The sequence below is a fragment of the Paractinoplanes lichenicola genome (genome assembly GCF_016785085.1).
GTDB lineage: Bacteria > Actinomycetota > Actinomycetes > Mycobacteriales > Micromonosporaceae > Actinoplanes > Actinoplanes lichenicola.
The window spans coordinates 120,784-146,965 of the sequence record NZ_JAENHO010000015.1 but is presented as its reverse complement, the minus strand read 5'-3'; the positions used below and the strand labels follow the sequence as shown (position 1 = coordinate 146,965).

The following is a 26,182-nucleotide window of genomic DNA, read 5'->3' as shown; positions in this document are numbered from 1 at the left end:
GAAGGGCGCTGGCAGCGGATGGCCGAGGGGCGGCGAGGGCCGGAGGGCGTAGGGGGTGGATGGCCGAGGGCAGCGAGGGCTGGGGTGCTGGAGGCGGGTGTCGAAGGGGAGCCCGAGGGGTGGCGAGGGCCGGAGGGTCCTGGCGGCGGAAGGCCGAAGGGGTGGCGACGGCTGGAGGGCGCTCTGGACCGAACCCCGAAGGCGTGATGTCGGCTGGAGCGCTTGGGCAGATGCGCGAAGGCGTAGTGATGGCCGTTACGGCGCTGGAGGGGGAAGGCCGAACGGGCAGTGGCGGCCTGAGGGCGCGAAAGCCGAAGGTGCTGAAGCCGAGGCGCCGGGGCCGGGAAGGCTACTTCCGGGCAGCGAGGCCAGAGGATGACGAACGCCGAAGGCGCTTCGGAATGTGATGTCGAGCACCAGATCAGGCCGATCAAGCCCGTCCCGACGCCTCCGACGCGCCCGTTGCGGGCCCGACATGATGTTGGAACCACACCGTGACCATCACCCAGGGCAACCAAAGAGGGATGAAAGATCGTCCCGGCGAAGCCGGCAGCCCCCACAAAACGTGAGAAACAACGCACAACCGCCCCCACCGTAACGTGGGGTTCCCGGGGCTCGGCCCCGGGGCAGATATAACGAGGAGCCCCGGTTCGCGCTTCTCAGCGAACAGGGGCTCCCGCGACTCGTGGGGATGGGGGGAGTTGAACCCCCACGTCCTTTCGGACACACGGACCTGAACCGTGCGCGTCTGCCATTCCGCCACATCCCCGTGGCCTTTATGAGACCGGCCCGGAGGCCTGCCTTTTTGTTACTGGCTGCGACAGACTACGCTGTCGCACGTCACCAAGCGAGTTGATATCGCCCCTGACGCCAGGGAAGACTAGCACGGCGTCTACGGGTGTCATACGAGGGTCAGAAGTGCCGGTCGCTCTTGAGCAACAGATGCGCAAGCGGCGGCCGGATACCATCATGTCCTCGGAAGCCGAGGAGGAGCCGGTGAGCGTGCTGCAGCGCTTTGAGAAGCGATTGGAAGGCCTTGTCGAAGGGGCCTTCGCCAAGGTGTTCAAGGGTGTCGTGCACCCGGTGGAGATCCTGAATGCCATGCAGCGGGAGGCCGAGGCACACAAGGCCATCCTCGCCGGTGGCCGGACTCTCGTGCCGAATCGCTACGTGATCGACCTTTCGCCCTACGACCACAGCCGGTTGGCGCCCTATGCCGCCGCGCTCGCCCAGGAGCTGGCCCAGTCTCAGGCCGAGTTCATCGGTGAGCAGGCGTGGACGGTCTACGGCGACGTGATCGTCGAGATCGAGCGTGGTGACGGGCTCGACACGGGCATGTTCCGGGTCACGGCCGAGGTCTACACCGGTGGCGAGGTCGCCCCGGTGCAGCAGCCGGCCTATGACGCGGGCCCGCAATATCCGCCTTACGAGCAGCAACAGCAGGGCGGCTATCAGCAGCACGGCGGCGGCGCGCCCAATGGCCGCGGCGGGGTGGGCCTCATCTCGGGTGACGGCCGCACCTACCCGCTGCAGATGGGCTCGACGGTGATCGGCCGCGGCGACCAGGCGAACCTGCGCCTGCCCGACGTCGGCATCTCGCGCCGGCACGCCCGGCTCGACTACGACGGCAACCAGGTCGTGCTGACCGACCTGGGTTCGACCAACGGCACGATGGTGAACGGCCAGCGCGTCTCGGCCGTGGCGCTCAACCCGGGCGACATGATCCAGCTGGGCACCACCACGCTGACGTTCCGAGTGGACGGCTAAGCACCTTGCCCGAATTCGTCCTCACCGTCGCCCGGTTCGGCTTCCTCATCCTGCTGTGGATCTTCGTGTTCACGGTGGTGGGGGTGATCCGCCGGGATCTCTTCGCTGGGGTCCGGTCCAAGAGCATCGTCGCCAGCCCTCGGGGGGTGGGTGGCGCGGTGCCCGAGGGCCGGCCCGCGAAGGCGAAGCGCGGTAAGGCGGCGCGGCAACTCGTGGTCACTGCCGGGCAGCTCTCCGGCACCCGCATCACGCTGAGCGAGGCGCCGATCACTATCGGTCGTGCCGAGGATTCCACTCTCGTCATCACCGACGACTTCGCCTCGGCTCGGCACGCGCGGCTCGTTCCGCGGGACGGTCAGTGGTTCGTCGAGGATCTCGGCTCGACGAACGGCACCTATCTCGACCGCGGTAAGGTCTCCGGACCTACTCCCGTCCCCCTTGGCGTACCGATCCGTATCGGTCGCACTTCTCTCGAGTTACGGCCATGACCCTGACCCTGCGCTATGCCGCTCAGAGCGACCGCGGTCTGATCCGAGACCTGAATCAGGACTCCGTCTACGCCGGGCCGCGGCTGCTTGCTGTCGCCGACGGTATGGGCGGCATGGCCGCCGGTGACGTCGCCTCCAACATCGTCATCGCCGCCATGGCGCCGCTCGACGAAGACGTCCCCGGTGACGCGATGGTGGACGCGTTACGCCACGCGGTCGGGACGGCCAATCAACAGCTGCGCGACACCGTCGACGCCAACCCGCAGCTCGAGGGCATGGGCACCACGCTGACCGCGGTGCTCTTCTCGGGCAGCAAGTTCGGCATGGTGCACATCGGCGACAGCCGGGCCTACCTGCTGCGCGGGGGCGAGTTCGCCCAGATCACCAAGGACGACACGTACGTTCAGATGCTGGTCGACGAGGGCCGGGTCAGCCCGGAGGAGGCGAGCAGCCACCCGCAGCGGTCGCTGCTCACCCGGGCGCTCGACGGCCGCGACATCGACCCTGAGTATTCCGTGCGTCAGGTGCTCAAGGGCGACCGCTATCTGATCTGCAGCGACGGGCTCTCGGGCGTGGTCAGCGCCGACACCATCGGTCAGACGATGCGCGAGCTCGCCGACCCGCAGGCGTGCACCGAGCGGCTGGTGCAGCTGGCCCTGCGCGGCGGCGGCCCCGACAACATCACGGTGGTCATCGCGGACGCGACCGACGCCGACATCGTCGAGCAGGCGCCGATCGTGGGGGGCGCCGCGGCGATCGACCGCGGCAACAACACGGTGGCCGACAGCTCGACCTCGGCCGCGCGGGCCGCCGCCCTGCAGGCGCCGCGCCCGGCCCAGCCGCAGCCCGAACGCGACACGTACGCCGAGCCCGAGCCCAAGGGCCACCCGGTGCGGGCCACGCTGCTCGTCCTGGTGCTGCTGGGTGTGCTCGGCGGCGGCCTGTGGCTCGGCTATCAATACACGCAGAAGCAGTATTACGTCGGCGCCACCGAGGCCGGGCAGCTCGCGATCTTCCGCGGCGTCCCGGGTCAGATCGCCGGCCTCGACCTGTCCAGCGTCAACGAGACCAGCCCGTCCCGCCTCGACGACCTCACCACGGTCGCGCAGGATCGGGTGAAAGAGGGCATCCACGCCGACGACCGGCCGGACGCGCAGCGCATGCTGGCCGAGTTGACCGACGAGGCCCCGTCGAACCCGAACCTCAAGCCGCTCTGCTCCACCGTCACCACGCCGCCGCCCGCAACGGCGACGACACCGCCGGTCCTGCCGAGCGCCGGGACCAGCAGCCGACCGGCCGTCCCCGGCAGCACCACCGCCGCGGGCGCCGTCCCCGGCAGCACCGCCGCCGGCGCCGACGGATCGGTGCCGAACTCCGTGCCCGCGACCACGCCGTCCGCTCAGGTTTCCGAGTCTGCGCCCGCTGCCGATCCGGTCGGGTGCCGGACCGTCAACTGAGCTTCGGCTCGACCATGTCTGGGGATCCTTCTTGACCGCGCCCGCCGTGCCTGCTTCCTCGCCCGCTTCCACGGGCGAGATGGCGCGTATCCCGGGAATGAAGACCCAGCGCAATGCCGAGCTGGGTCTGCTCGCGTTCGCCATGGTGCTGGTGGCGGCGTACGGGGCGACCGTCGAGGCGGGCCGGATCGGCGAGATCACCCCGACCTTCTGGGTGCCGGCCGCGCTGCTCAGCGTCCTGTTCCTCGGCCTGCACTTCGTGGTGCGCTACACCGCGCCGTACGCCGATCCCGTGCTCATCCCGGCCGTCGCGCTGATCAACGGGTTGGGCGTGGGCTTCCTGCGCCGGCTCGACATCGGCGACGCGCTCTCCGAGAAGGAGCCGATTCCGGGCGTCTTCTCCGGCATCGGCGGCCGCCAGCTGGCCTGGACTTTGATCGCGTTGATCCTGGCGGCGATCCTGCTTCTGGTGGTCCGCGATCACAAGGTCGTCTCCCGGTACGCGTACACCCTGGGCCTGACCGGCATCGTGCTGGTGATGATCCCGGCCGTGCTGCCGGCCAGCATCTCCGAGGTCAACGGGGCCAAGCTGTGGATCCGGCTGGGCTCGTTCTCGATCCAGCCCGGTGAGTTCGCCAAGATCGCCCTGGTCTCGTTCTTCGCGTACTACCTGGTCCGCAAGCGAGAAGTGCTGTCGCTGGCCAGCCGCCGGGTCCTCGGCATCGACTTCCCGCGCGGCCGCGACCTCGGCCCGGTCGTCACGGTCTGGCTGCTCAGCCTCCTGGTGCTGGTCTTCGAGAAGGACCTGGGCACCGCGCTGCTTTATTTCGGCCTGTTCATCGTGACCCTCTACGTCGCCACCGAGCGGGCCAGCTGGCTGATCATCGGTCTGCTGCTGTTCTTCGGCGGTGTCTACGTGGCCTACCTGCTCGGCGCGTCGGTCGGCGGCCCGTTCGCCAACTTCTACGACCGCGCCCAGGTCTGGCTCAACCCGTTCGACAACGAGAACTACGAGCGCCTCGGCGGCAGCTATCAACTGGTGCAGGGCCTGCTCTCGCTCGGCACCGGCGGCCTGTTCGGCTCCGGCCCGGGCGGCGGTTCGCCCCGGTTCGTCCCCGAGGTCCAGAACGACTTCATCTTCGCCGGCATGGGCGAGGAGATCGGCCTGTTCGGCCTGTCCGCGCTGCTGGTGCTCTATCTGCTGATCGTCGAGCGCGGCCTGCGGTCGGCGCTCGCGGTGCGTGACTCGTTCGGCAAGCTGGTCGCGGGCGGTCTGTCGTTCACCTTGGGTTTGCAGATCTTCGTCATCCTGGGTGGCATCACCGGGTTGATCCCGCTGACCGGTCAGACGACACCGTTCCTCTCGTCCGGCGGCTCCTCCCTGATGGCCAACTGGCTGCTGATCGCGATGCTGCTGCGGATCTCGAACGCGGCGCGCGGCCCGGCGGCCAGCGGCGGCGGGACGGATCGGGCCGGTGGCCCAGGCAAGAAAGCACCAGCACAACTACACGGCGCCATGACGGAGGTGATCAAGCCGTGAACGCACCACTTCGACGGGCCGGCGTGGTCATCCTCGTCCTGTTCGGGCTGCTCTTCGCCAACTTGAACTGGGTTCAGGCGTACAAGGCCGACGACTACCGCACCAACGACTACAACCGTCGCGTGGTGGTCGCGCAGTACGAGCGCCCCCGCGGCGTGATCGAGGCCGGCGGTCAGGGGATCGCGACCAACAAGATCACCGACGACGCCCTCAAATACCTGCGCGTCTACCCGCGCAAGGAGGTCTACGCGCCGGTCCTCGGGTATCGGCCCGTCGGCCTGGCCGCGACCGGCATCGAGAACGCCGAGAACGACTTCCTCTCCGGCGAGAGCGACAAGCTCTTCGCCGACCGGGTCAAGGACATGTTCACCGGCAACAACACCGGTGGCGGCAACGTGCTGCTGACGCTCGACACCAAGGCGCAGGAGACGGCCTGGAAAGAGCTGAACGACAACGAGCGCGACGTCACCAAGGGCGCGGCGATCGCGATCGACCCGCGTACGGGTGCCGTGCAGGCCATGGTGTCGATGCCCAGCTTCGACCCGAACCCGCTGGTCAGCCACGACGAGAAGGCGGCCGCGGCGGCCTACAACAAGCTCAACAAGAACCCGGACCAGCCGCTGCTGAACCGCTCGACCGCCGAGACCAAGCCGCCCGGCTCGGTCTTCAAGGTGATCGTCTCTGCGGCCGCCCTCCAAAACGGTTATACAACTGAGACCGAGATCGAGGCCGGGCGCGAATATCGCGAGAGCGGCGCGGTCATCCGCAACTCCGAGGACGAAGTTTGCCCTGGTAGCCAGATCGATCTGAAGGCCGCGCTGACCACGAGCTGCAACACCGGCTACGCCCGGCTCGGCGTGACCCTCGGCCGCGACAAGGTGCTCGCCGCGGCCAAGGCGTTCGGCTTCGAGGACGACCAGCTGACCGTGGGCGACCTCGAGGGCAGCGGGCTGCCGGTCGCGATGAGCGACACCGGCAAGATGGCCAACCCGGACGGCAGCGTCGACAAGGGCGCGCTGGCCCAGTCCTCGCTCGGCCAGCGCGACGTCCGGATGACCCCGCTGCAGGGCGCTCTGATCGCCGCCACGGTGGCCAACGACGGCGAGCAGATGCGCCCCTACCTGGTGCAGAAGCTCACCAGCCCCGATCTGCGCACGATCTACACGGCCGACCCGAAGACGCTCCGCACGCCGGTCAACAGCCAGGTCGCGGGCGACCTGAAGGACATGATGGTCAGCGTCGTCGAGAACGGCACCGGCAAGCGGGCCCGCATCTCCGGCATGGAGGTCGGCGGCAAGACCGGAACGGCCCAGAACGCCGAGGGCGCCGACCCGCACGGCTGGTTCATCGGCTTCGCCTTCAACGACAAGGGCGAGGCGGTCTCGGCCGCGTGCGTCATGCTTGAGAACGTGCCCGGTGGCCACGCCAGCGCCGAGGCGGCCCGGATCGCCGGGCTCATCATGAAGGCCGCGGCGGGTCAGGGAGGGAACTGAGCATGATCAGCCCTGGGGTGACCCTCGGCGGCCGGTACGTTCTCGACGAGCGGATCGCCGGAGGTGGGATGGGCGATGTCTGGCGCGGCACCGACGAGGTGCTGGGCCGGACGGTCGCTGTCAAGATCCTGCTGCCCGCGCTGCTCGACGAGCCCGGCTTCGCCGAGCGGTTCCGGGGCGAGGCCCGCACGATGGCCACGATCAACCACCCCGGGGTCGTCGACGTCTACGACTACGGCAGCGACCAGCAGCTCGCGTTCCTGGTGATGGAGTACGTCGAGGGTGACGCCCTCTCGCGCACGCTGAGCCGGGTCGGCCGGCTGACCCCGGCCCGCACGATGGCGCTGATCGCCCAGGCCGCCGACGCGCTGCAGGCCGCCCACGCGAACGGCATCGTGCACCGCGACGTGAAGCCCGGCAACCTGCTCGTCCGCCCCAACGGCACCCTGGTGCTGACCGACTTCGGTATCGCCCGCTCGGCCCTGGTCGGCCAGCTCACCGTGGCCGGCTCGGTGCTCGGCACGGCGTCCTACATCTCGCCCGAACAGGCCTCCGGCGCGGTCGCCACGTCGGCCTCCGACGTCTACGCGCTCGGCGTCGTCGCCTATCAGTGCCTCTCCGGGCACCGGCCGTTCGACGGCGCGACGCCGATGGAAATCGCGATGAAGCACGTACGCGAGACGCCGCGCCCGCTGCCCGGCGACATCCCGCCCCAGGTCCGCACGATCGTCGACCGCGCCCTGGCCAAGGACCCGAACGCCCGCTGGCCCTCGGCGTCGGCGCTGGCCGCCGTGGCCCGCCAGGCCGCCGCCTCGCTGGCCAACCCGGCCCAGGCCCAGGCGCCCACCGGCTCCCCGGTCCGCGCCTCCGGCCCGGTCAGCCCCGCGCCCGTCCACCCGCAGAGCGGCGGCCGCCCGGCCGGCGGCGCCCCGATGCCGGGCTCGCCGATGGCCGGCGGGGCCCGCCCGCCCTATCCGCCGGTGCCCCGGCCCGTCTCGGGGGCGCGCGGCGCGGCTTCGGTACCCTCCGGACCGCCCGTTCAACCGCAGCCCTACCGTCAGCCGTATCAATCACAGCCGGCACCGGCCGCCAAGCCGGAGAGCTCGGGCGGACGGCAGGTGCTGATCGTGCTGGCCGTGGTGCTGGCGCTGTTGGTCCTGCTCTGCGCCGGCGTGATCTCGTTCCTCTACAACCAGCAGCAGAACAACGCGTTGAGCAGGGGAAACGCGGCCACCGTGGAATTGGGCGGCACCGGCGGGGAGCCATCGGTGGCGTCGTACCGTCTCACCACACAGGCGGGCGCGAACCCCGGCTGGATAAAAGCTAACGAAGGACGACAGACGCTATGACGGCGCAGGCCCGCCTGCTCGGTGGCAGGTATCAGGTCGGCGAGCTCTTGGGCTACGGCGGCATGGCCGAGGTGCACCGCGGACGCGACCTCCGGCTCGGCCGTGACGTGGCGATCAAGATGCTGCGCACCGACCTGGCTCGCGACGCCACGTTTCAGGAGCGCTTCCGTCGCGAGGCGCAGAACTCGGCGGCTCTGAACCACCCCGCCATCGTCGCCGTCTACGACACCGGCGAGGAGATCTCGTCGACCGGCGAGAAGCTGCCGTTCATCGTCATGGAGTTCGTCAACGGGCACACCCTCAAGGAAGTGCTCGCCCAGGAGCAGCGCATCCAGCCGCGCCGGGCGCTCGAGATGATCGCCGACATCTGCGCCGCCCTCGAGTTCAGCCACCGGCACGGGATCATCCACCGGGACATCAAGCCCGGCAACGTGATGATCACGCAGAACGGCCAGGTCAAGGTCATGGACTTCGGCATCGCGCGGGCCCTGGCCAGCGGCGCCACCACCATGACGCAGACCAGCGCGGTCATCGGCACGGCGCAATATCTCTCGCCCGAGCAGGCCCGGGGCGAGTCCGTCGACGCCCGCTCCGATGTGTACGCGGCCGGCTGTGTGCTGTTCGAGCTGCTCGTCGGCCACCCGCCGTTCGTCGGCGACAGCCCGGTCAGCGTGGCCTACCAGCACGTACGGGAAGAGCCGCGCGCCCCGAGCGACATCAACCACGAGGTCCCGCCGGACGTCGACGCCATCGTGCTCAAGGCGCTGGCCAAGAACCCGATGAACCGCTACCAGAGCGCGCAGGAGATGCGGGCCGACGCGCTGCGGGCCGTCGCGGGTCGTCCGGTGCTGGCCACCCCGGTGATGTCCGAGGCCGAGACGATGGCCATGCAGGGCCCGCCGTCGCGGCAGTGGCAGCCGCAGGGCGCCACGACCATGCAGCGGCCCGTCGGTGGTGGTCCCCGCGAGCCGGAGCGGCGATCGACGTGGGTGTGGGCGTCGCTGGCGGCACTCGGTGTGCTGGTCGTGATCGTGCTCGGTGTCGCGCTGGCCCAGATGCGCAACAACGCGAACGACAACACCAACGCGGGTGACACGCCCACCTCGGCCCCGGTGACGTACGAGATGCCCGACCTCGACGGCAAGACCGACGAGGAGGCCCGGGCGTTGCTGAAGACCGCGGGCATCACCCGCATCTCGCCCGACAAACCGCAGATCAGCCAGGACTGCGACGGCACGGTCGTCCAGCAGGACCCGAAGGCGGGCGCCACGGTGGCCGCCGACCTGACGGTGAGCTATCAGCTCTGCCAGAAGCCGGACAAGGTCGAGGTGCCCAACAACCTGGTCGGCTCGACCCGGGACGCGGCCAAGAGCACGCTCGAGGGCCTCGGCTTCAAGGTCAAGTTCGAGGAGGTGCCGAGCCTCAAGCCGGAAGGCACCGTGGTCAAGGTCGAGAAGGCCGGCCAGACGGTCGACCCGGGCCAGACGCTCACCGTGCAGATCTCGAACGCCCGCCAGACGAAGATGCCCGACGTGGTGGGCAAGTCGCTGGCGACGGCGACGGGCACCCTCGACAACGCCGGCCCGTTCAACGTCACAACCGTCGACGTCCAGGACCCGAACGCGGTGCCGGGCACGGTGATCGAGCAGAACCCGAAGGCGAACACGACGGTCACGAAGGGCGACAAGGTCACCCTGACGGTCGTCGCCGAACCGGACCCGAACGAGACCACGCCCAACCCGGACGACACCGAGTCGCCCGGCACGGGCACGGGCAACGCCGGCGGCACCGGCTCCGGCTCGGGCACGAACGGCCTGATCAACTATCCGATCGCCGTGGTCCGCCGCGACTGACCGCGCTTCGACGAGAACGGCCGCCCCCGACGTCGGAGGCGGCCGTTTCGCTAAGCCGTGGCAAAGGCGGCGCGGCGCCGGGTCTCGACCTCGGCCGCGAGCGGCGGCGCCTTCTCGAGCGCGGACGGCAGGCCGCAGGAGGCGAGCCAGTTGGCCAGCATCGTGTGCCCGCCCTCGGTCAGCACCGACTCGGGGTGGAACTGCACGCCCTCGATCGGCAGCTCGCGGTGGCGCATGGCCATCACCACCCCCGATTCCGTACGCCCGGTCACCTCGATCTCGGCCGGCAGCGTCTCGGGCACGACGGCGAGCGAGTGGTAGCGCGTCGCCGTGAACGGCTCGGGCAGCCCGGCCAGCACGCCGGCCCCGCTGTGCCGCACCTCGGAGGTCTTGCCGTGCAGCAGCTCGGGGGCACGGGTCACGGTCGCCCCGAACGCGGCGCCGATCGCCTGATGCCCCAGGCAGACCCCGAACATCGGAACCTTCCCGGCGTACGCCTTGATCACGTCCATCGTGATGCCGGCGCGCTCGGGGGTGCCGGGGCCGGGCGAGAGCAGGATGCCCGCCGCGCCGAAGGAGCCCACGTCGGCCACCGAGATCTCGTCGTTGCGCCGCACCTCGCACTCGGCGCCCAGCTGGCCGAGGTATTGCACCAGGTTGAAGACGAACGAGTCGTAGTTGTCGAGGACCAGGATGCGCACGTCAATCACCAGGAATCTGGGCGGCGTCGGAGGGGTGGGGCTGGTTCGACTCGGTGTCGTACGGGATCTCGTCGGGTCCCTCGTGGCTGGGGCTGTCCGTGCTGGTGACGTCGGCATCACCCCCGCCGTCGGGGCCCTGCTGCTCGGTGCCCGTGCCGACCTGCACGTCGTCGAACGGCAGCAGCGGCGTCGCCCACGGGAACACCACATACCAGAGCAGGGCGGTGGTGGCGGCGATCATGCCGAGTGACCCGATCAGCTTGCCCCAGACACCGCCGGGGAGCTTGCGCCAGATCCACGAATACATGTCCGGTCAGGCCCCCTTGATGTCGGCCGGCATGCCGGCGTTGGGCTGGGCCTGATCACGCTTGCTCGTCGAGACCAGCTCGGCGTGGATGATGAGCCGCTCGTAGTTGTTGTACTTCGGGTTGCACGTCGTCAGCGTGAGCAGCGACTGGCGCGGCTTGGCCTTGGGCTTGCCGGGCACGGGCGCGACCACCTCGACGGCGCTCGGCTTCACGACCTGCTGCTGGTAGACCTTGTAGACGTACCAGTTGGTGCGGGTCTCGACGCCGATCACGTCGCCGTCCTTGAGCTCGTCGAGCCGCCAGAAGATCTTTTTGATGCGGTGACCGGCCACCGAGAAGTTCCCGACCTGACCGGGCTTGGCGGAGTCGGGGTAGTGACCCGGGGCGTACCGGATGTCGTCGGGCTGCACGCCGTCGACGACCACCCACTCCTTGTCGAGCTTCGGGATGTAGAGCCGGCCGACCAGGTTGGATCCGGGGGCGGCGGGCGCCTTGGCGGCGGTCGACGCGGTCGGGCCGACGGTCGGGTCGTTCCACACCTCGTCGAGCTCGGTGTCGAGGGCGTTCTGCTCGTCCTGCACCTTGGCCGAGTTGCCGAACACCTCGTAACCGGCGAACAGCAGCACGATCAGGCCAAAGGTGATCATCAGCTCGCCCGAGACGCGGATGGCGCCCCGGATGCGCGAGCCGAGAGTCGGGCGGGTCAGCTCGGAGTAGACGCTCTTGTAGCCCTCGCCGGTCTGCTCCGGTCGCAGCTTGACGACCTTCTCGCCCCGTTTGGGTGCTTCCGCCACGGCCTCTTCCTCCGCCGGGGGCCTCGGACCGTCCGGGCCGGGGGGCGAGACCGAGGCGGCGCCCAGCACGGCGTCGGGATCGGCCTTCGCCTTCGCGGCCTGTGCGGCGACGCCCGGAACCACGGAGAGGAGCGCGGTGGGTGCCTGGACGGGGGGTGGTTGCTCGCTGGGCCGCGGCATCGCCGGGAGCAGCCCGGTCGGCGCGTCCGACGTACGGATGACGGCGGTCTCGCCCGGATCACGCCTGGGCTCGCGGCGCTCGGCCGAGCCGGGGTTGACCGGGACGCTGGGGCGAACCTGATCGCCGAAGCCCTGACCCGGCCCGCCGACGGGATAGCCGCCCGAGTTGTGGCCGGTGGTGGCGGGCGGGCGGAAGGCCTGGGGCGCTCCGGCGGGGTCGCCGAAACCCGAGCCACCGTGCGGCATGCCGTGGGCAGGTGCCTCGGGACGGCCGCTGACCAGGCCATTCGCTCCCGTACGGCTGTCGAACGCGCGCTCCTCGGGCCGCGCGCCGCCGAACTGGCCGTCGCGGGCGACCGGCTCGCCGTAGGAGCCGTTGCGGTCGGGCGCGGCGTTGAAGGCGCCGTTGTGGTCGGGCGCGGCGTTGAAGACGCCGTTGTTGAGGGCGTCCCCGAACGGGGAGCCGGGCGCCAGATGGCCGTTGGCGGCGTCGTTGGTGAAGGTGCGCCCGAACGCCGGGGCGCCGTTGGCTTGGTCACCCGGGGCGAACGCCTGCTCGCCGCCGCTGTAACGGCCCTCAGGGGGTCGAGGCGGGAAGAACCCGCCGCTGGGGGCTCCGGCGCCCGAGAGGGGCGTACGGGCGGCCTGAGGGGCTCGGAACGAGGGCTCGGCCGGCGGGGTGGCGCCGCGGGCGGGGGTTCCGTCGAACGCGTCCGTGTATTGCGGCCCGTTCACCGGGACGCCGTGCTCGTGCGGCCACGCGGGGTCGCGGCCGGGCAACGGCGCCGAGGGCGGCGCGGGAGAGCCGGTCGGCACGGGCGCGGAGGGCGCGGGCGAGCCGGTCGGCACCGGCGCGGAGGGAGGGACCGGTGAACCGGTCGGGACCGGCGCCGAGGCGCTGCCGGTGCGTAACGGCTGGTAAGCCTGGTGCCCTCCGGTGCCGGCGAAGAAGCCCGGATCCTGGCGGCCGGGCGCGGCCGGGCCGGGACGCAGGGCACGCGCGGCGGCCCCGAGAGAGCCGCCGGCGGCGATCCGCTGCTGCACCTCTTCGTCGGTGCGCAGCACGGCGGTCTCGGCGGCCGAGGGTGACGGCGGCGGCAGCGACGGCGGGGCCGAGCGTGGGGCCGCGCCCAGGCCGATCGGCGGCGACAGCGGGCCGCCGGGCACGCCGTCGGGCGAGGCGTCGGTGATGCGCGGGATGTAGGCCGTCTGGGCCTCGGTGTCGGGAGCGCGATGCCGCCCCGACCCGGGACCCGCGGACGGGTTGTCGGCCATTACCCGGCAACCCGCGCGGATCGGAGGTCACTCGACCCGTCGTACGCCCGCACTGTCACGTTCCTCTCGACGGTTTCGGTATAGCCGAGGCCGAAGTCGGCGACGGCAGCCCGGAACTGCTGGACCCCTACCGCGGACTCCAACGCGCGACGCATCCCTGTGGGTTCGCCGATAGCTGTGATCTTGAACGGCGGCGAGAAAACTTGGCCGTGCAGCAGCAGCGTGTTGCCGACACAGCGTACAGCGCTGGTGGAGATCACGCGGACATCCATGATCGACATTGCCTCGGCCCCGCCGGCCCACATCGCGTTGACGACCGCCTGCACATCACCCTGATGAACGACCAGGTCGTCGTTGTCGGGGGCGTTGGCCGCCACGAAGTCGTTGCTGCGGCGGGACGAGTCGTCGAGGGTGACCGTCAGCCCGGGGCCCTGCAGGGCGGTGAAGCCCGCGGGGGCGCGCAGCCCCTCGGTCGTCTTGCGGGCCGCGCCGACCGGGCCGTCGACCTCGGCCAGGCGGGCGGTGTCCTGGTCGACCGCGGCGCGCAGCTGGGCCGCAGTCTTCTCGCGGGCGTGCAGGCGCGTGTTCTTGTCGGCGATGAGCTGGGTCAGCTCGGGCCGGCGGTCGTCGCGCAGAGCCGTGCCGTCCGCGATCGTGGCCGAGGTGGTGAAGAGCAGGCCCGCAGCGAGGAAGATCAATGGCGAGCCGGCCGACCAGCCGCGCATGCGCAGGCTGGGACGATGTGGCCGCAAGCCGCGCCACGCCCGGCGCAGGACGAGCCGCCACGAGGGCGTGCCGGTGGTGTATTCCACGTCCCCGAATCCCCCCGAAATATCCGCGCCGGACATTTTCCTCGCCCGGCGGGTGCCTGTCTGCCCGCCGCCTTGACTACGCTAGCTGTCGAACATTAATCGCCACGGGCAGCATTCGGGGTCTCCGGAGCCGCTCAGCGGTGGGGTTGTTCACCACTTGTTGCCCTCAGGAGAGCACCGTGCCGAAGTCTCAGGTCCGAAAGAAGAAGGTCTACACACCGCCGACGGACATCCGTCCCGCGGCGGCAGCGGCGTCGAAGAAGCCGAGCCCGATGTGGCTGCCGATCAGTGCCGTGGCGCTGATCGTGATCGGCATCGCCTGGCTGGTCGTGTACTACCTGTCGTCCCAGCAGTACCCGGTGGAAGCGCTGCGGTATTGGAACCTGGCGATCGGCTTCGGGTGCATGGTCGCCTCGCTGGGCATCCTGTCCCGCTGGCGGTAAGGCCGTTGAGCCCGCTCACGCGCGGGTAGTGTGGCTTTTGTCCGTTTAAAGCGCACCCCGCGCCGCTGGCCGGGGTGCGCTTTGCGCCTGCGGCCGCCCCCACTTGACCCGGTGGCGTGCGGCCGTCTATTACTCGTGGGTAACATGGGCGCGGCGGACAGCCGACCGAGGAGGCACAACGCTGATGGGCATCGCGCAGATAATCGCCACCGTGCTGGCCGGCGCCGTCACCGTCGTCGCGGTCGTGCTGGCGGTCCGCGCCGTCCTGACCATCACCGCGGTGATCCGGCAGGGCAAGCCCGACCCGGCGCGCTTCGCGGACAAGCCGACCCGGACGAAGACCATGCTGGTCGAGACGCTGGGTCACACGCGGATGCTCAAGTGGAGCGCGATCGGCGCCGCCCACTGGCTCGTGATGGTCTCCTTCATGATCCTGTTCCTGCTGGTCGTGGAGGCCTACTTCGAGGTCGTCGACCCCGAGGGCGGGCTCCCGATCGTCGGGCACTGGGTCGTCTACGGCTTCGTCACCGAGTGGATCGGCATCCTCGGCCTGGCCGGCATCCTCTACCTGATCTTCGTGCGGCAACGGAGCATCCGGCAGAAGCGCAGCCGCTTCACGGGCTCGACGATGTGGCAGGCGTATTTCGTCGAGGCGGTCATTCTCGGCGTGCTGGCCTGCGGTTTTCTGATCCGCGGGTTCAAGGTCGCCAACGACACGTTCGAATACCCGGCGTGGGCCACCCCGCTGTCGCACGGCGTCGGCAACCTGCTGCCCGCGGCCGAGGACGGCCCGACCTGGGTCGCGCTGGTCAAGCTGTTCATCTCGATGGGCTGGCTGATCACCATCGCGCTCAACCCGACCATGGGCGTGGCCTGGCACCGCTTCCTGGCCTTCTTCAACATCTTCTTCAAGCGCGCGCCCGAGAAGCCGGCCGGCTCCGGGCTGGGCGCGCTGCGGCCGATGATGAGCGAGGGCAAGCCGCTGGACTTCGAGGAGGCCGACCCCGAGAAGGACCAGTTCGGCGTGGCCCAGGTCGAGCAGTTCACCTGGAAGGGGCTGCTCGACTTCTCCACCTGCACCGAGTGCGGGCGCTGCCAGTCGCAATGCCCGGCCTGGAACACCGCCAAGCCGCTCTCGCCCAAGCTCCTCGTGCTGAGTCTGCGCGACCACGCGTACGCGAAGGCTCCTTATCTCTTGGGCGGCGGGGGCAAGGACCTCACCGGTGAGGAGAAGGCGACCGAGGCCCAGCTGGCCCACATGGATGTGCTGGCGCTGGCCGAGGGCAACCGCCCGCTGATCGGCACCGAGGACGAGCAGGGTGTGATCGACCCCGACGTGCTGTGGTCGTGCACCACCTGCGGGGCGTGCGTCGAGCAGTGCCCGGTCGACATCGAGCACGTCGACCACATCGTCGACATGCGCCGCTACCAGGTGCTCATCGAGTCGTCGTTCCCCTCCGAGGCCGGCGTGATGCTGCGCAACCTCGAGAACAAGGGCAACCCGTGGGGCGCGCCGCAGAACACCCGCGAGGACTGGACCAAGGGTCTCGACTTCGAGGTGCCGCGGGTCGGCGAGACCGACGACTTCGAGTATCTGTTCTGGGTCGGCTGCGCCGGCGCGTTCGAGGACAGGGCCAAGAAGACCACCCGCGCGGTCGCGAAGCTGCTGCACGAGGCCGGTGTCAACTATGCGATTCTCGGCGAGGGCGAGACCTGTACGGGTGACCCCGCGCGCCGCATCGGCAACGAGTTCGTCTTCCAGATGCTGGCCCAGCAGAACGTGGAAACCCTGCAGGAGGCCAACGTCAAGAAGATCGTGGCGACCTGCCCGCACTGCTTCAACACGCTCGGCAACGAATACGAGCAGCTGGGCCTGAAGGTCGAGGTCGTGCACCACACGCAGCTGCTCCAGCACCTGGTCGCGACCGGCAAGCTCACCCCGGTCCAGCCGATCGAGGGCGACGTCACCTATCACGACCCGTGCTACCTGGGCCGCCACAACCGGGTGTTCGACGCGCCCCGCGAGGTGCTGGGCTCGGCGGCCAACCTGGTGGAGATGCCGCGCAACTCCGAACGCTCCTTCTGCTGCGGCGCCGGCGGTGCCCGCATGTGGATGGAGGAGAAGATCGGCAAGCGGATCAACGTCGAGCGCACCGAGGAGGCCCTGGCCACCGGGGCCAAGACGATCGCCGTGGGCTGCCCGTTCTGCTACACGATGATCGGCGACGGCGTCACCGGCAAGGGCGAGCAGGAGAACGTCGAGGTCGTGGACGTCGCAACGGTCCTGCTGCGTTCGCTCAAGCAGGAGGTCTAGGGCGCTACGAGGGCGTGCCGGCGGTGGCCGCGGTGGTCGAGGCGACGATCGCCACCAGCACGGCCGCCTGGATCTCGTCGATCGCCCGCTTCACGGCCTCGGCCGCCCAGGCGCCCTCGCTGATCTCCCGCAGCCGCGCCTTCACGACCTTCTGGTCGAGGTCACCGAAGACCTTCTTGTCGAGATCCGTCGCCGCGACCAGGGCACAGAGCGCAGCCGTACGCGGTTCGACCGCACCCGAGCCGAGCACGGCGTGCCGCATCCGGTCGCGCGCGGCCGTCTCCTGCACGGGCTCGACGCCGTGAGCGGCCGGATACTTCGTCCGCGGGAACACCCACAGCACCTTGTCCTTCTCGGTGCGCAGGATGCCCTCGGCCACGAGCTTGTCGAGCACCTGGAAGCGGGTGTCCTTGGCGAACTTCGAGACCCAGTGGCCGGGCTTGCGCGGTTTGTCCTCGGCCACGATCCGCATCAGCGCGGCGTCGACCAGCGGGTCGCCGGTGGGGCTCGTCTCCAGCGCGACGACCTTCTTGTCCTCGACGTCGACCCGGCCGGCCAGCGCCAGCTCGAGCAGCAGCCCGCCGCCCAGACCGTGGTCCAGGTGGGTGCCGTCGGTCAGCGGGGTGCCGTCGTCGTCGTACGCCAGCAGCGTGAACTCCTCGACCAGGTTCATCCCCGGAAGTTTGCCCCGTTCCGGGCCGTGCCAATCCTCACCTCGGGTGGGCACGCCGGGTTCGCCCCGGTCCGGCACAATGAGGTCGAGGTGAACCGATCATGGACGGCCTGCTCCTGACCGCGGTGCTCCCGTTGGCGGCGTTTGCCCTGCTCACGGTGGGCAACGCGTTCTTCGTGGCAGCCGAGTTCGGGTTGGTCACCGTCGATCGGGCCGAGATCTCCGCCCGCGCCGGCACGGGTGATCGCCGGGCGCGCACGGTCCAGCACGCTCTGCACGAGCTCTCGTTCCAGCTCTCCGGCACCCAGCTCGGCATCACGCTCACCGCGCTGCTCACCGGCTATCTCGCCGAGCCCGCCCTCTCCAAGCTGTTCGACCCGGTCATCGAGCCGGTCGCGGGCGACGCCACCGAGGGCGTCACGCACGCGCTCGCGCTGATCGTGGCCACCCTGATCTCGATGCTGTTCGGCGAGCTGGTGCCCAAAAATGCCGCGCTGGCCCGCCCGATGCGCGCCGCGCTGCTGACCGCGGCCCCGCTGCGTACGTTCTCCAAGCTCTTCAAGTGGCTGATCGGCGGGCTCAACGGGTCGGCGAACTGGCTGGTCCGCCGGATCGGCATCGAGCCGCAGGAGGAGCTGGCCAGCGCCCGCTCGCCCGAGGAGCTGGGCCTGCTCGCCGCGATCAGCGCCGACGCCGGGGCCCTGCCGGCCGAGACCGCCACGCTGCTGCGCCGCACGATCCGCTTCGGCGAGAAGCGCGCGGCCAAGGCCATGACCCCGCGGGTCGACGTGGTCGGGCTCAAGACCACGGCCAGCGTGGCCGAGCTGATCGCGGTCGCGCGCGAGACCGGGCACACCCGCTTCCCCGTCTACGAAAACACGATCGACCTGGTCATCGGCGTGGTCGGGGTGCCCGACGCGCTGGGGGTGCCGCCCGAGCGCCGGGGCGCCACCCAGGTCGCGACGATCGCCCGCGAGCCGGTCTACGTTCCCGAGAGCCTCGCCCTCGACAAGGTGCTGGCGGCGCTGCGCGAGGCGAACGCGGACCTGGCGATCGTGGTCGACGAGTACGGCGGCACCGACGGCGTGGTCACGGCCGAGGATCTGATCGAGGAGCTGGTCGGGGAGATCGCCGACGAGTACGACGTCGAGCCGGCCGAGACGTCGACGCAGGAGCTCACGGCGCCCGGCGGCGAGAAGTCGTACCTGGTCGACGGTCTGCTTCGCGAGGACGAGCTGATGGAGCAGACCGGATTCGCCCTGCCCGAGGGTCCGTACGAGACGCTTGCGGGTTTTCTGCTCTCCCGGCTCGGCCACATCCCGGTCGTCGGCGAGTCCTACGAGTCGCTGGGGTGGGAGTTCACCGTGATGGCCGTCGACCGGCACCGCATCGAACAGGTGCGGGTGTCCGCCCCGCCGGAGCCCGACGATGACTGAGCTCCTGGTCACCTTCGTGCTGCTGATCGGCAACGGCCTGTTCGTGGGCGGCGAGTTCGCGCTGATCGCCTCCCGCCGTACGGCTTTGGAACCGCTCGCCGCGACCAACAAGCGCGCCCAGTGGGCCCTGTCCGCGATGAGCCAGATCCCGCTCATGATCGCCGGCGCCCAGCTGGGCATCACGATCTGCTCGCTCGGCCTGGGCGCGCTGGCCGAACCGGCGCTGGCCCACTTCCTCGAGGGCCCGTTCCACGCGATCGGCCTGCCCGAAAACGCCATCCACCCGGTCGCCTTCGTGCTGGCCCTGGGCGTCGTCGTCTTCCTGCACACGGTCATCGGCGAGATGGTGCCGAAGAACATCACGCTGGCCGGGCCGGAACGCGCCGCGCTCATCCTCGGGCCGTTCATGCTGGCCTTCTGCACGGCGACGAAACCGCTGCTCAACGCGATGCGCTGGGCGGCCCGGCTGGTGCTCAAGATCTGGTCGATCGAGTCGACGGATTCGGTCAAGACGGTGTTCACGGCCGAGGAGCTGGCCGGCATGGTCACGCAGGCGCGCAGCGAGGGGCTGCTGGGCACGGAGCAGTACGCCCGCATTCACGCGGCGCTCGAACTGCAGAACCGCACGGCGGCCGACACGCTGCGGCCCTGGTCGAGCGTCACGACGATCGCCGACGACGTGTCACCGGCGACGGTCGAGGCGGTGGCGACGCGTACGGGCCGGTCGCGGTTTCCCGTCGTGCAGCGCGAGACCCGCCGGGTGCTCGGGTTCATGCACGTCAAAGACATCCTCGGGTATTCCGCCGAGCGCCGCACGAAGCCGATCCCGCCCGAGATCATCCGGCCCCTCGCGGTGGTCGCCCCGGAACGCACGCTGGCCGATCTGCTGCTGACCATGCGGCGCGACCGGCTGCACATCGTGCTGGTCAGCGACGGGCGGCGGCCGCTCGGCGTGATCACATTGGACGACGTGGTGCACGCCGTGGTCGGCGAACCGGGCCACCCGATCCTGCCGGTTGGCTGACCGCGTACGGGTTGTTTCGCTGTTTTCGAGGGTCAGGATTCGCCCGTCGGCCGACCATTTCGGACAATAAACTTATGTCTCGCAAACGGTGGTGGTTGGCTCTGGCGGGGTTGTTGGTCGTGGTCGGCGCGGTGGCGCACGGTCAGCAACCGTCCCCGGGGCCGGCCTTCGCAGTGATCAAGCCGTCGCCGGATTCGCTGGTGCGGGCCGTGGCCGGGCTGCTTCCCATTCAGGATCCGGTGGAGCAGAAGTCGGCGCCGCCACCCGGCAAGATCAAGATCGCGAGCGGCCCGGTGAGCGTGCGCTACAACTTCGACGGGGGAGTCGGCCAGCCGATCACCGATCATCGCGGCCGGCACGAGCTGCGGCCGCTCGGGCAGAACGGGGGCGCCCTCCGCCTCGTCCAGCAGGGGTCCGGCCTGGCCGTCTCCTATCCCACCCGGTGCCGCCTGGCGCGCGAACGGGACTGCCCGCGCGCGATCCTGGAGGGCGTCCGCGACGACTCGCTCAACCCCGGAACCAAACAGCTCCGGTACGGGGCCTCGGTGCGGATGACGTACGCCGACCTCGCCGACGGCGCGAACGTGGTGCAGAAGGGCTATTCGGTCGGCGGCGACGGGCAGTACAAGCTGCAGGTCGACCATCGGAAAGGCCACCCGAGCTGCGTGCTGGCCGGCGCGGGCGACATCTATCGGGCCGAGCCCGCGATCGACGTGGCCGACGGCAAGTGGCATTCGCTGGCGTGCACCCGGTCCGGCGACAAGCTGACGCTCGAGGTGGACGGCCGGGCGGCCGCGACGGTGGCGGTGCCGGCCACCCTCTCCATCGCCAACGCCGAGCCGCTGCGCGTGGGCGGCAAGGGCACCAGCAAGAGCAACGACCAGTTCGCCGGCGAGATCGACGACGTCTTCGTCGCGATCTCGTGAACGGCTTTTAGAAGGTCGGCGGCTGGTTGCCGTCGTCGGACCGCTTGCGGCGGCTCTGCGCCCATGCGAACGAGATGGCCGCGATGATGCCCGCGACCGCGATGAAGCAGCTGATCAGGATCAGCACGTGCCAAGGTTTGATCGCGCCCATAACGCCACACCCTAGATCAAGGCCGCGAGGACCTCGGCCATCGAGGTGACCACGGCGTCGGCCGGGGCGAAGGCGCTGATCTTCCAGGGCCGATTCGCGTATCCGACAACGGCGACCCCGGCGGCGCGGGCGGCCTCGATGTCGGTCAGCGAATCCCCGATCAGGGTGCAGCGATCCGGGGTGCTGCGGACGGCCTTGACCGCGGCGAGCACCGGGCCCGGGTCGGGTTTCATGCGGTGGGGCTGGGCCCAGGGCCGCCCGACGATCGCGTCGACGTGGCCGGTGAGGCTGTGACGGGCCAGGTAGAGCTCGATCGCGGGGGCGGAGTTGTTGCTGACTACCGCCACCGGCAGGCCCCTGGCCCGGGCCGCCTCGAGCACCTCACGGGCGTACGGGGTGGGTGTGGCAGTGGTGGCGGCCTCCTGCTCAGCGGTGACGAGAGCGTCCTCGACCACCCCAAGCAGCGTGGGATCGTCGACCCGTCTGAGCACCTCCAGCGGGTCATCCGTGTCGGTGGTCAGGCCGGCCAGGCTGATCAACTCGGCCGCCACCCGAGCGGCGGGCAACCCGGCGAACATGGCACAGATCGGTCCGTCGAAGTCGAGCAGCAGAGGCCCGTCCAGCGTCTTCACAACCGTCGCTCCTCGGGGTCTGCCGGAATAACTCTCATGCCTGGCCAACCGGGGCGGCCGTGGTCGGCCTTGCGGACGATGGTCGCCGGTCCGGCCCGAAAGTTACTTTTTGGGAGTGTTTTTGCAGATCACCGCACACAGGGACCCCCACCTGGCCGCGGCTGCCGCGCGACACGAGACGCGGCGGCCCGTAATGCTGGCCCGGATCGGTGGGTGGGCGCTACTCGGGCTGGCCGTCCTGCTCCAGTGGAACGGGAACGGCCTCAACTACACGCTGCTGCTCGCGGGCGTCGCGCTCGCCGTCGTGGTGCCGATGTTCCTGATCAACCAGGGCGCCCGCCGAGCCATCCGCGACGGCGCCTCGGCGACGTTCGAGATCAGCGACGGTGGCTTGACCAGCTCGACGCCGGAGAGCCGGCACGCGTACGCCTGGAACGCCTTCCGCCACGTCGACTTCCTGGCCGGCCAGCTGGTGTTCAGCCTCGGCGGCTCCCGATCGATCCAGGTGCCCACGCGGGGGCTCAGCCCGCAACAGATCAACGAGGTGCTCAACACGGCCGTCGCCCACGGCGTTCCGGTTCGCTGACCTGCTGCTTTTCGGGTTGGGTGTGACCTAGCCCCGTGAACGCAGCCATCACTGCTTTCGGGTTATCGGGTTTTCGGGTTTGAGCGCAACCATTTACTCAGGTCGCCCGGGTGGGTTTCGCGTTTTGGACGCGCAGCGGCCAGCGAAGCCCGCCCGGGTCCCCGCGGGAGCGACGGTCCGTACCCACCACCCCGCTAGGACATCTGCTTTTGAAGTTGCGGGAGCCACGGCCACCCACCACCCCGCTGGGACATCTAGATCTTGATCTTCAGCCCGTGGGCCAGAGGCGGAAATTCTGGGCCGAGCGGCTCGGGGTGGGACCGCGCTGGCCCTGATAGCGGGAGCCATAGACGGCCGAGCCGTAAGGGTGCTCGGCCGGGCTCGACAGGCGGAAGATGCAGAGCTGGCCGATCTTCATGCCGGGCCAGAGCTTGATCGGCAGGTTGGCCACGTTGGACAGCTCGAGCGTGACGTGACCGCTGAAGCCCGGGTCGATGAAGCCCGCCGTCGAGTGGGTCAGCAGGCCGAGACGGCCGAGGCTGCTCTTGCCCTCGAGGCGGCCGGCCAGTTGGTCGCCGAGCGTGATGACTTCGAGGGTCGACGCGAGAACGAACTCGCCCGGGTGAAGCACGAAGGCCTCACCGTCGGTCACCTCGACCTGGGCGGTGAGATCGTCCTGCTGTTCGGCCGGGTCGATGTGGGTGTAGAGATGGTTGTTGAACACCCGGAAGAAGCGGTCCAGCCGCACGTCGATGCTGGACGGTTGCAGCAACGCCGGCTCGAAGGGCTCCAGAGACAGGTCGCCCGACTTGATCTCGGAGACCAGGTCACGGTCGGAGAGCAGCATCGGGACACCATACCCAGCTGCCCGTTCGGCGTGTTTTAGTGGGCGTGTCGAACGTATGTTCGATAGAATGCGGTCATGGCTTCCTGGTCCGATTTCACCGCCGCCGAGCCCACCCTCGCGGCAGGCATCCGCGCGCTCCTCCAGCAGTACGGTCCTGGCCTGGCCTACCTGGCCACCGTGCGAGCCGACGGCGGTCCCCGGGTCCATCCGGTCTCCCCGGTGATCACCGATGCGGGCCTCTACTGCTTCATCGTCGAGTCACCCAAACGCCGCGATCTGGAGCGAGACGGGCGCTACGCGCTGCACTCATATCCCCCGGAAGAGAACGACGACGAGGCGTTCCTGACCGGCCGGGCCATGCGGGTGCGTGACCCCCGGGTGATCGCCGACCTCGCCCTGTCCCTGCACGCGTCACCCGACGTCGACTGGCGCCTGTTCGAGCTCTCCATCGAGAGCGCGACCCTACGCACCCACGGCCCCGCCGGCGCCCTGCCCCTGGCCGCGCTACCGATCGTGACCCCGATGACCCGCACGTGGCGCGCAGAGTTACCCCGCCCGTTGGCAGCGGTGAGTTAGTGACGGGTGAGTGCTCATCGGGCGGCCCCGATCAGGTACAGTGAGGCCCGCCGCGGGTGTAGTTCAATGGCAGAACATCAGCTTCCCAAGCTGACAGTGCGGGTTCGATTCCCGTCACCCGCTCCACAGACGGAAGCCCTGGTCAGGACCGATGGTCCTCCAGGGCTTCCGTCGTTCTAGGTCATGCTGAAACAGGGACGGGCCATTAGCGGGCCATTACCGCCGCATCATGATGGCTGCGGTGAACATCGTTAGGGCAGCGATCACGCACAGGGCGACCAGCGCGTAGAGGATCGTCCGGTCGCCGAGGCCCCACATGCCGGCCGACGCGAGGATGGCACCGATGGCGGTCGTGAAACTGCCCCCGGCAACGAGCGCCGCTCGGGCAACACCCGACCGGTGGTCCGCCGGCGGTTCTCCTCGATCCGGGTAGCCCCCGGATGGTCTGGTCGTTAGGGTGGTCACGTTGGTTTCTCCTCTGTTGCTTGCCTGAGCGAACGATGGGTTCCGACACGCGGCGGCCCACTGCCAGGTGGGCCGTCTTTCTTTGTGCCGGGACTCATCTTCCTGGATGGGTAAGCCGATGTCGCCGAGGCGCCCCGTGAGTACAGCGCTCTACACAAGTTCTGAACGATTGAGCGGCTCGATCCACAGAGGCTCTAGCTGCATCGATCCGCGGGACTGTGATTTGAGTCACTCGCACAGCGCTCGGCGAGGCTTGGCATACGTTCCCCACAGATGTCCTCCCCTGTCCACAGAGTTGTGCACAGGCAGGCGCGCCGGTGTGGGGTCGCCTAGTCCCCCGCACCGGCGCGTCATGATGCCGGGATAGCTGATCTGCCGGACTTACTTATTGCCAGGCCGAGGCTTGCGTCGTGCCGCCTTGACCGCCTGGTCGATGGCGTCGGCGATGCCGTGGTCCGCCTCGCGGTTGGTGTGCTCACCGCAGCACGACCATCATGGGACTGCGTCGCCTGTGGCCAGACCTGGCCCTGCGACCCGGCCCGCGAGGAGCTCCGCAGCGACATGGACCTGGTCGAACTGGCCATCTACATGTGGGATCGCCTCGACGAGGCGGTATCAGACCTCTCACCCAACCCGCCAGCCGAGCTGTTCGAGCGGTTCTTGAAGTGGACCCGCTGAGGAACGCAGCAGTTGCCGCCGCCAAGATGGGGGGAGCCAGCCCGTTCCGGGAACGACCACACCACGCTGATTGAGGACCGAACGTGACGAACCTTTCGGACAGCCAGAACGCTGTTCAAGTCCGGCCTCGCACAGACGCCGACGTGCCCGAGTGCGCTGCCCTATTGCGTGAGGTTTACGAGCTGGACGGCTATCCCGTCGAGGGGGTCGACGACGCAACCGGGTGGATGTATCCGGCGGGCTTGATTGCCGCGTTCGTGGCAGTCGAGCCGGGCAAGATTCTCGGGCACGCCGCGGTATGCGAGCCGGGCGAGGGCGACGCTGCGGTCTCGCTGCTTATCGAGCGAACCGGCGCCGCAACGTCCGAGATCGCCGTTCTAGCCCGTCTGTTCGTGGGACCAGCCGCACGTGGCAAGGGGGCCGGCCGAAAGCTTGCCGACGCGGCCCTCAGTTACGCGACAGACAAGCGCCTGCGGGCCGTCTTCGACGTGATGGAAAAGGACCACACTGCAATCAGCATGTACGAGAAGATGGGCTGCGTCTTCTTGGGCTCGACGTCGCATCACCTCGCCGACGGCAGCGTCTTCCCCGCGCGGTGCTATGCAGCCCCCGGCGCGGCCGATCCACGCTGATAGCCACCCTGTCCCTGCTGTCCCTGGGGTCTCCGGAGCCGGCATGCTCTGGGAAAACGCGGGAGACAGGCAGTGCACCCTGTGTCCCCGACCCGCGTGCCGCAGCCCAGTCATCGCCAACTCAGCGAGACGCACAGGCATCGGTACGCACTTACCCGCCGCACCATGCCGGCGCTTCGACGGAGACCACCTGCCAGCCATTGTCCTCCCGCGTTTGAAAGCGCCACCGCAGCTCATCGCTGGTCTACGTCACCGCGCGGCCGTCGGCTTTCCACCACGCAGCAGACACGTCGGCTGTAACTTCGGCAGAGCCATTCCCGCGCGAGCCAACGTGCAGGGCACCGAAGTCCAGGCGAGACGGCGGCGGAGTGGTGCCATCCATAGCCTTGCGGTAGGCGCGCCAATCCTCCAACAGCTTGTTCTGCTGGTCGTTGTCGAGGATCGGCAACAGGCCATCTTCGGTGTTGTATCCGAGCGCCATCAGATACTCGTTGGCCGCCGCGTCGGGCGAAGGCGCCCCCTTGCTCGCCTCAGCCGTCATGCCCCACACCCATGCGGCAGGGATACCGAACGCCGAGCCGCCGCAACAGAACACGAGCACTGGAGTGAGCACGAAAACCGCGCAACGCCGCCGGAAACTCCAATGAGCGAACCGTGCCGCTCTCCGGGCCTCCCAGCGCTCGTAGCGAGATTTCGCAGCCGCCCAGCGTCTCGGATCGATCCCCGTGATCATCCAAGCACGATAGGCGACATGATCCACTTTGCCCAGAGAGGCCGTGTCA

The 26,182-nt window shown here is 69.4% G+C and carries 25 protein-coding genes and 2 tRNA genes; 16 read left to right on the top strand and 11 right to left on the bottom strand.

Annotated elements, in window-relative coordinates; genetic code table 11:
* Nucleotides 1-686: 686 nt before the first annotated feature.
* Nucleotides 687-769 (bottom strand) — tRNA-Leu (locus JKJ07_RS41445).
* A 200-nt stretch (nt 770-969) separates the two neighbouring features.
* On the opposite strand from JKJ07_RS41445, the gene JKJ07_RS41440 reads away from it, so the two are divergent.
* From JKJ07_RS41440 to pknB, 7 genes are all read left to right on the top strand, one after another.
* A complete protein-coding gene (locus JKJ07_RS41440) occupies nt 970-1,767 on the top strand; it encodes an FHA domain-containing protein (RefSeq protein ID WP_202997550.1) in 798 nt (265 codons plus the stop codon).
* Between the two features lie 5 nt (nt 1,768-1,772).
* The gene (locus JKJ07_RS41435; protein ID WP_133873756.1) at nt 1,773-2,255 is read left to right on the top strand and encodes an FHA domain-containing protein FhaB/FipA; all 483 of its coding nucleotides are present in this window, start codon (nt 1,773-1,775) and stop codon (nt 2,253-2,255) included.
* Entirely contained in the window at nt 2,252-3,712 is a 1,461-nt protein-coding gene (locus tag JKJ07_RS41430) for a PP2C family protein-serine/threonine phosphatase (RefSeq protein ID WP_202997490.1), read from the top strand. The genes JKJ07_RS41435 and JKJ07_RS41430 overlap by 4 nt, the downstream gene beginning before the upstream one ends.
* 79 nt (nt 3,713-3,791) lie before the next feature.
* Nucleotides 3,792-5,252 (top strand): FtsW/RodA/SpoVE family cell cycle protein, encoded by a 1,461-nt coding sequence (locus tag JKJ07_RS41425; RefSeq protein ID WP_202997549.1) that lies wholly within the window; start codon nt 3,792-3,794, stop codon nt 5,250-5,252.
* A complete protein-coding gene (locus JKJ07_RS41420) occupies nt 5,249-6,745 on the top strand; it encodes a penicillin-binding transpeptidase domain-containing protein (RefSeq protein WP_202997489.1) in 1,497 nt (498 codons plus the stop codon). Before JKJ07_RS41425 ends, JKJ07_RS41420 begins: the two co-directional genes overlap by 4 nt.
* Nucleotides 6,746-6,747: 2 nt before the next feature.
* The gene (locus tag JKJ07_RS41415; RefSeq protein ID WP_202997488.1) at nt 6,748-8,094 is read left to right on the top strand and encodes a serine/threonine-protein kinase; all 1,347 of its coding nucleotides are present in this window, start codon (nt 6,748-6,750) and stop codon (nt 8,092-8,094) included.
* Nucleotides 8,091-9,947 (top strand): Stk1 family PASTA domain-containing Ser/Thr kinase, encoded by a 1,857-nt coding sequence (gene pknB / locus JKJ07_RS41410; RefSeq protein ID WP_202997487.1) that lies wholly within the window; start codon nt 8,091-8,093, stop codon nt 9,945-9,947. The genes JKJ07_RS41415 and pknB overlap by 4 nt, the downstream gene beginning before the upstream one ends.
* 50 nt (nt 9,948-9,997) lie before the next feature.
* Here the strand turns inward: pknB and JKJ07_RS41405 are convergent, their stop codons facing one another.
* The 4 genes from JKJ07_RS41405 to JKJ07_RS41390 are packed head-to-tail and all read right to left on the bottom strand — an operon-like array spanning nt 9,998 to nt 14,017.
* Entirely contained in the window at nt 9,998-10,648 is a 651-nt protein-coding gene (locus JKJ07_RS41405) for an aminodeoxychorismate/anthranilate synthase component II (protein ID WP_202997486.1), read from the bottom strand.
* Between the two features lies 1 nt (nt 10,649).
* Nucleotides 10,650-10,955 carry a hypothetical protein gene (locus tag JKJ07_RS41400; protein WP_202997485.1) on the bottom strand — a complete coding sequence of 102 codons (306 nt, stop codon included), beginning with the start codon at nt 10,953-10,955 and terminating at the stop codon, nt 10,650-10,652.
* A 6-nt stretch (nt 10,956-10,961) separates the two neighbouring features.
* A complete protein-coding gene (locus JKJ07_RS51405; RefSeq protein WP_268919408.1) occupies nt 10,962-13,205 on the bottom strand; it encodes a class E sortase in 2,244 nt (747 codons plus the stop codon).
* Nucleotides 13,205-14,017 carry a DUF881 domain-containing protein gene (locus JKJ07_RS41390; RefSeq protein ID WP_202997484.1) on the bottom strand — a complete coding sequence of 271 codons (813 nt, stop codon included), beginning with the start codon at nt 14,015-14,017 and terminating at the stop codon, nt 13,205-13,207. Before JKJ07_RS41390 ends, JKJ07_RS51405 begins: the two co-directional genes overlap by 1 nt.
* Before the next feature lie 179 nt (nt 14,018-14,196).
* On the opposite strand from JKJ07_RS41390, the gene JKJ07_RS41385 reads away from it, so the two are divergent.
* A complete protein-coding gene (locus JKJ07_RS41385) occupies nt 14,197-14,460 on the top strand; it encodes a cell division protein CrgA (protein WP_202997483.1) in 264 nt (87 codons plus the stop codon).
* Nucleotides 14,461-14,644: 184 nt separating this feature from the next.
* Nucleotides 14,645-16,774 (top strand): (Fe-S)-binding protein, encoded by a 2,130-nt coding sequence (locus tag JKJ07_RS41380; protein WP_202997482.1) that lies wholly within the window; start codon nt 14,645-14,647, stop codon nt 16,772-16,774.
* Nucleotides 16,775-16,778: 4 nt separating this feature from the next.
* Here JKJ07_RS41380 and JKJ07_RS41375 read toward each other — a convergent pair whose 3' ends face one another.
* Complete coding sequence (locus tag JKJ07_RS41375; protein ID WP_202997481.1) at nt 16,779-17,447, bottom strand: GOLPH3/VPS74 family protein; 669 nt, start codon at nt 17,445-17,447, stop codon at nt 16,779-16,781.
* 101 nt (nt 17,448-17,548) lie between these two features.
* Between JKJ07_RS41375 and JKJ07_RS41370 the strand changes: the two genes are divergently transcribed.
* The 3 genes from JKJ07_RS41370 (at nt 17,549) to JKJ07_RS41360 (ending at nt 20,833) form a co-directional block, all read left to right on the top strand.
* Entirely contained in the window at nt 17,549-18,883 is a 1,335-nt protein-coding gene (locus JKJ07_RS41370) for a hemolysin family protein (RefSeq protein WP_202997480.1), read from the top strand.
* A complete protein-coding gene (locus JKJ07_RS41365; protein WP_202997479.1) occupies nt 18,876-19,907 on the top strand; it encodes a hemolysin family protein in 1,032 nt (343 codons plus the stop codon). The genes JKJ07_RS41370 and JKJ07_RS41365 overlap by 8 nt, the downstream gene beginning before the upstream one ends.
* 74 nt (nt 19,908-19,981) lie before the next feature.
* On the top strand, nt 19,982-20,833 hold the full coding sequence (locus tag JKJ07_RS41360; RefSeq protein WP_202997478.1) for a LamG-like jellyroll fold domain-containing protein: 852 nt from the start codon (nt 19,982-19,984) through the stop codon (nt 20,831-20,833).
* Nucleotides 20,834-20,840: 7 nt separating this feature from the next.
* Here JKJ07_RS41360 and JKJ07_RS41355 read toward each other — a convergent pair whose 3' ends face one another.
* A complete protein-coding gene (locus tag JKJ07_RS41355; protein WP_202997477.1) occupies nt 20,841-20,984 on the bottom strand; it encodes a hypothetical protein in 144 nt (47 codons plus the stop codon).
* Nucleotides 20,985-20,995: 11 nt separating this feature from the next.
* Complete coding sequence (locus tag JKJ07_RS41350) at nt 20,996-21,562, bottom strand: HAD family hydrolase (RefSeq protein ID WP_202997547.1); 567 nt, start codon at nt 21,560-21,562, stop codon at nt 20,996-20,998.
* 169 nt (nt 21,563-21,731) lie between these two features.
* Here JKJ07_RS41350 and JKJ07_RS41345 point away from each other — a divergent pair, with 169 nt between their 5' ends.
* Nucleotides 21,732-22,202, top strand: coding sequence for a YcxB family protein (locus tag JKJ07_RS41345; protein ID WP_202997476.1), 471 nt, complete (start codon nt 21,732-21,734; stop codon nt 22,200-22,202).
* A gap of 268 nt (nt 22,203-22,470) precedes the next feature.
* Here JKJ07_RS41345 and dcd read toward each other — a convergent pair whose 3' ends face one another.
* Complete coding sequence (gene dcd, locus JKJ07_RS41340) at nt 22,471-23,049, bottom strand: dCTP deaminase (RefSeq protein ID WP_202997475.1); 579 nt, start codon at nt 23,047-23,049, stop codon at nt 22,471-22,473.
* A 75-nt stretch (nt 23,050-23,124) separates the two neighbouring features.
* On the opposite strand from dcd, the gene JKJ07_RS41335 reads away from it, so the two are divergent.
* On the top strand, nt 23,125-23,625 hold the full coding sequence (locus JKJ07_RS41335; RefSeq protein ID WP_202997474.1) for a pyridoxamine 5'-phosphate oxidase family protein: 501 nt from the start codon (nt 23,125-23,127) through the stop codon (nt 23,623-23,625).
* A 52-nt stretch (nt 23,626-23,677) separates the two neighbouring features.
* Nucleotides 23,678-23,751 (top strand) — tRNA-Gly (locus tag JKJ07_RS41330).
* 90 nt (nt 23,752-23,841) lie between these two features.
* On the opposite strand, the gene JKJ07_RS41325 is transcribed toward JKJ07_RS41330, so the two are convergent.
* Nucleotides 23,842-24,090: a hypothetical protein gene (locus JKJ07_RS41325; protein WP_202997473.1), complete on the bottom strand. Its 249-nt coding sequence runs from the start codon at nt 24,088-24,090 to the stop codon at nt 23,842-23,844.
* A 761-nt stretch (nt 24,091-24,851) separates the two neighbouring features.
* Between JKJ07_RS41325 and JKJ07_RS41315 the strand changes: the two genes are divergently transcribed.
* Nucleotides 24,852-25,400 carry a GNAT family N-acetyltransferase gene (locus JKJ07_RS41315; RefSeq protein ID WP_202997471.1) on the top strand — a complete coding sequence of 183 codons (549 nt, stop codon included), beginning with the start codon at nt 24,852-24,854 and terminating at the stop codon, nt 25,398-25,400.
* Nucleotides 25,401-25,644: 244 nt separating this feature from the next.
* Here JKJ07_RS41315 and JKJ07_RS41310 read toward each other — a convergent pair whose 3' ends face one another.
* Nucleotides 25,645-26,133, bottom strand: a complete 489-nt coding sequence (locus tag JKJ07_RS41310; RefSeq protein ID WP_236030773.1) for a hypothetical protein — start codon at nt 26,131-26,133, stop codon at nt 25,645-25,647.
* Nucleotides 26,134-26,182: the final 49 nt, after the last annotated feature.